Source organism: Stieleria sp., from assembly GCF_041595215.1.
GTDB classification, from domain to species: domain Bacteria; phylum Planctomycetota; class Planctomycetia; order Pirellulales; family Pirellulaceae; genus Stieleria; species Stieleria magnilauensis.
Map to the genome: position 1 here is coordinate 1 of NZ_JBFHKV010000682.1, position 4,778 is coordinate 4,778.

Below are 4,778 nucleotides of genomic sequence, written 5' to 3' on the forward strand. Positions count from 1 at the left end.
AGTCTGTTGATTGGCGTTCAATGTCGATCACGTGAAAGCGATCGAAGACCGAAGGGAGCGCGTCGGAACGGAAGGACACCTCGACGTCACCGAAATCAGACGTCTTGCTGCCCAGTTGGGTCTGATCGCCCTGCAATCTGACGCATCCACGTTTGGCGGACGGATTGGCGGGGTCGAACGCAAAGTCGATATCCACGGCGCCACTGTCTTTCTGCAGCCAAACGAACAGACTGACACGCGGGATGGCAGTCGTCGAGTACCGCCGGGTCAACGCGCCCTTGCGACTGATGCAAGCGATCGAGGTCGACGCATCTGGAGCCTGGACGGTTTGCCAGGCCCCGACCATCGACCCACCGACATCCCATCCGCTGAGCGTGACGCCGTCAAACAACGGGGTGTTGCCGATCACTTGTGTCGGCATCCGCACGCCCGGCCGATACCGAAAAGACGGTAACCATCCGAAGGCAACCACGGCCAGGACCAGGATCGCGATGGCCGCCAGCGGTCGCGCATGGGGCAAGCGTCGACGCGGACTGGATTCGAAGCGTTCGACGGTTTGGGTGACGGTCTCGTCCGGAACATTGACCGGACTGATGGTGTCCGATTCTGCTTCTGGCTCGGGCGGGGCACGGTCGAGGGTCGGATGTTGACTGATGAATTCACGGCGTGATGCTTCGGAAACGATGCCCGTGGACAACCCCGCCGGCTCAGCCGCCGGAATCGTGGTGGGCGTCGCCGCCGCATTGACACCCAGCGCGTCGATCGCATCGATTAGTTGTCCGTAGCTTGACGGTCGTGAATCGGGATCCGGATCGAGCAAGTCCAGCAGCAACGTCATTTGATCCTCCGGCAACTTGACCGCAAGATCGTCCGGGTGGGGCATCAGTCGCTCTGATTTTTGTTGATACAGTGCGGCGATGCTGCGGCCTTGATGCGGCGGTTTGCCGAACAACAGGTGCCAGGCGGTCGCTCCCAGCGCGTACATGTCGCTGCGAAAGTCGACTTCGCGCCCGCCGAATTGCTCGGGCGACATGTAGGCGGGGCTTCCCATCACTTTGTCGCCGGTCGTCAGTTTTAGTTGTTCGGCGGATTGATCGGCAAACATCGCCAGGCCGAAATCCGCGATCTTGACAATCTCCGTTTTCGTCGCGGAGCCTTCCGGTGGCGGCAGCAGGATCAGATTGGCCGGTTTGATGTCTCGGTGAATCAGGTTCTGGCCGACGGCGTGATACAGCCCAGAGGCGACTTGGCGTACGATCGACCAGGCGGCTTGCGGCGGCATCAGCCCGCTCTCACGCACCAGTGCTTCGCAGGTGCGTCCAGGGACAAACTCCATCGCAAAGTAGTAACGCCCATCGTGCTTGCCGAAGTTCAGAGCCTGGACGATGTTGGGGTGTTGGAGTCGGGCGAGCGCCTTGGCTTCGCGTTCGAAACGGGCTGCGGCGTTCGGCTGCGCCACATTGCTGATCAAGATGATCTTGAGCGCCACAATCCGTTCCAGGTCGATCTGCAACGCGCGGTACACCGCCCCCATTGCACCCCGACCGACCAGATTCAAAACCTGGTACCCCGGCGCGACGTCCATCGGGTGTTGCAACGTGTGCACAATGTCGACATCCGCGGGTGTCAACAGGCCACGTTGCAGCGCCGTCTGCGAAATGTCTCGTCCCGATTCGCCCAGGTTTTCACTCAATGATTTCGCATCGGTCTCCTGGAGCAACTGGAGCTCAAGACAGGTCTCGATGAATTTCCTCTCCTGGTCGACGCTCGGCATGTTCGATTCGGTTGTCCGTCGAATGGTCTATCGGTTCAATTGTTCGAGTTGTCGAAGCACCGAGTCGACGGTGGGCCGGTCGGCGATCGATTCGCCCACGTAGGCAAATCGGACACGCCCTTGCCGATCGATGATGTAGGTGGAGGGCTTGGCAAGCTCCGCTCGAATCCCCAACTGATCGACGCCCGTCAAATTGATATCCAACAGGATCGGATACGGAATGTCTTCGTTGGGGATGTCGCCTCCCTTGATCCGCTTGGTCAACTCGCTCAACTTCGGAGCGTCTTCGTCGGTTTCGGTGGGGAAGATGACAACGAGCTGTGCGTTGTAGGGATCCAGTTCGTCGAAACGTCGTGCCCAGCGTGAGGTTTGTGACGCGCAATAGAAACAGACGCCTCCGTACCAGCCGCGGGTGATGACCAGCACCAAATAGTCTCGCGTCATGACTTCGGACAACGCGATTTCATTGCCGTCTTTGTCGGTGAATCGCAAGCCCGAAAAGTCCTCGATCGTGATCGGCTGCGACGCGGTCACCTCGGCAAATCGGACTCCGTCGTCGGGAACGCGACTGCACCCGAGCGTCGCGAAGGCGAGCACGGTGGCGATCAAGAGTAAGAACGATCTTGGTTGTAGAGACACCTGATAACCTCTGGCAGGGACTGACCACAGATTGTAGGGGGCCAGCTAGCTCTGCGGTGAACGAACGGCCGTCGTGCCACGAAATGACACTGAAAATGACAGGAAACGTCTGCCAGGGAGGTGGTTGGGAGGCCGATGCCGCGTCGGAAACGGCAGGGAAACGGCAGGGAAATGGCGGGTAGGAAGACCGGGTAGCCGAAGTCGAACGCTGACAGGGCACTTGCAGCGGGATCCCATATTTCGTTCCGGGTTGATCGACTGCTAGAGTTCTGTCATCCACCGGACTCGCTCGACGAAATCGCGTGGAACACGATGTTTCACGCAACCGACACACGGATGGATCGGAGATTTGAGAGCGAGGACGTTTCTAGTAGCAGTGCTTTCGTTCGTGATGATGCCGTTGATCATCACGCGGGTTGCTGCGCAGGAAGCGTCAGGTTCGGTGGAGGCGGAATCTGTCGTTCACGCATCGGTCTTGAACACGGCGTCCCCGACCCCTGCCGGCATGACGCCCGAGCGACTTCGGCAACTGATGCGCCCGAGTTTTCGGTTGGGAGTTCAGTGGCTGTCCGAAGCCGATGACGTTGAGCTTTCATCGTATGACGCACGGGTCACGATGCCGTTGTATCCGATCTTCGGTCCCCCTCCGCCGATGGTCAGCCTGGGATTTGAATTCACCGAGCTAAACGCGCCGGTGGTTTTCGATCTGCCGGGCGAACTGTACGAGACTTCGCTTGGCTTGTCATGGATGCGCCGTCGCAACGATCGATGGTCGTTTCGCTGGATGCTGGGCGTCGCCAACGCGACCGATGGCGACAACCACTCCAGCGACGCGTGGCAGTTCCGCGGCGGCGGATTCGCACTGTACCAGCCCAACGAGCGTTGGACTTGGACCTTCGGTGCGATCGCACTCGGTCGCAATGACATCCCCGTCGTTCCGGCCATCGGGTTCATCTACCAGCCCAATCCCTGCCTGCGATTCGACGCCTCGTTTCCTCGACCCCGCGCGTCACTGTTGTTGGCCGATGATGGGACACGCCAACAATGGGGCTACATCGGGGCCGGAATGGAGGGAGGAACCTGGGGCTACCGGCAAGACGACGGCGTGAACGATCAACTGACTTATCGCGATTGGCGATTCGTGCTCGGTTGGGAATCGACGCCTCGTCGCGAAGCCGGAATGCCGTTCGCGCTGGGACGCACGATTTCTGCCGAGGTGGGGTACGCGTTTGGTCGGCGGTTCGAATTTGAACGTGGTCGAAGTGATCTGGATATTCAAGACACAGTGCTGTTTCGGATCGGGACTCGTTTTTAGCGGCGGGTATGATTGAGAGTCGCCAAAAGCGTCCAGCCACTCAACACATATTGTCCGACCAACGGCACGACCGTTTTTGTCGGCTGAATGAAATTCGCTTTTTGCAAATAGGCCAGCAGCATGTGAAAGAACAGGGTGCCGAACAGAAAGACCGGAAACCAGATGAGTGATCGTTGTGCAACGACGGTCCAAATCGCACCCCGAAAAGTTGCCAGCCACATCACGGCGATGGCTGCACCACACAGTCCCATCAGGATGGCGAGTAAGGTCTGAGTCGCGCCGGGCAAATCGGCGGTCCAGCCGTTGGCGTACAAGATTTGTCGAACGATCAATAGCCCGATCGCCACGAAGGTGGTCCACAGGATCAGGTTTCCGATGCCGAACGAGAGTCTTCGCAGTTGGACGCCGTGGACGATGCGATCACTGTATTTTCTCCGCGACGACTTTGAAAATGTGTCGATGCATGTCGCACCGGTGATCGTTGCCACGGCCTGTGTCGCGACGACGATCACCCAACAGATTTCCGACGCGTCGCCGAAACCGACGAACCGAAAACGGGCGATGATCCACCAGCACAGGATTGAAAAGAAGGTGATCGCGGCACAGGAAATGGCAGTGTGGCCGCGATAATCCGCCGCCCAAAGGGCAATCATCGAGCACTGACTGAGCACAAAGGCGACAAACAGCAACCCTCCGTCGTCGACAAGTTGCCATCGCGTGACCAAAAATGCGGACGCGACAAACACCAATCCATAGAGTGTGACGGTGAGATTGCGAACGAACTTTCTGGCGTTGGTTTCGCTACCGTGCGCGACGCTGGACTTTCGGTTTAACCCCGACATCTGTTTAATGTGGTTCGTTTTTGTTGCGAATGGTGGTCACGCTGGATCAACAGCAATCCAGCGGTTCTTGAAATTGGAACTCGGCGCTGTAACGTTGTGAAGCATTTATTCCCTGCGTTTGACGAGGTGTTAGCGGCAGGGCGCAAGCCCTCCGGTCCCTCATCGTTCCCGAAACACCGGAGGGCTCGCGCCCTACCGCTAAAAAATG

4 protein-coding genes are annotated in these 4,778 nt (G+C 58.6%); 1 reads left to right on the forward strand and 3 read right to left on the reverse strand.

Going from position 1 to position 4,778, the window contains the following annotated elements; translation table 11 throughout:
• Window positions 1–1,774 (reverse strand): serine/threonine-protein kinase (locus ABX749_RS22410; RefSeq protein WP_372897944.1); only part of this gene is annotated, 1,774 nt, incomplete at its 3' end.
• 27 nt (window positions 1,775–1,801) lie between these two features.
• Window positions 1,802–2,413 (reverse strand): peroxiredoxin family protein, encoded by a 612-nt coding sequence (locus ABX749_RS22415; RefSeq protein WP_372897945.1) that lies wholly within the window; start codon window positions 2,411–2,413, stop codon window positions 1,802–1,804.
• A gap of 391 nt (window positions 2,414–2,804) precedes the next feature.
• Between ABX749_RS22415 and ABX749_RS22420 the strand changes: the two genes are divergently transcribed.
• Window positions 2,805–3,728 (forward strand): DUF6268 family outer membrane beta-barrel protein, encoded by a 924-nt coding sequence (locus ABX749_RS22420; RefSeq protein WP_372897946.1) that lies wholly within the window; start codon window positions 2,805–2,807, stop codon window positions 3,726–3,728.
• Here the strand turns inward: ABX749_RS22420 and ABX749_RS22425 are convergent.
• Complete coding sequence (locus tag ABX749_RS22425; RefSeq protein ID WP_372897947.1) at window positions 3,725–4,570, reverse strand: hypothetical protein; 846 nt, start codon at window positions 4,568–4,570, stop codon at window positions 3,725–3,727. The two genes, ABX749_RS22420 and ABX749_RS22425, sit on opposite strands and share 4 nt — an antisense overlap.
• Window positions 4,571–4,778: the final 208 nt, after the last annotated feature.

What these genes read in the sequence shown, in the direction of transcription:
- ABX749_RS22420 (WP_372897946.1), top strand. Translation starts at nt 2,805, where the DNA reads ATGATGCCGTTGATCATCACGCGGGTTGCTGCGCAGGAAGCGTCAGGT.
- ABX749_RS22425 (WP_372897947.1), bottom strand. Translation starts at nt 4,570, where the DNA reads ATGTCGGGGTTAAACCGAAAGTCCAGCGTCGCGCACGGTAGCGAAACC.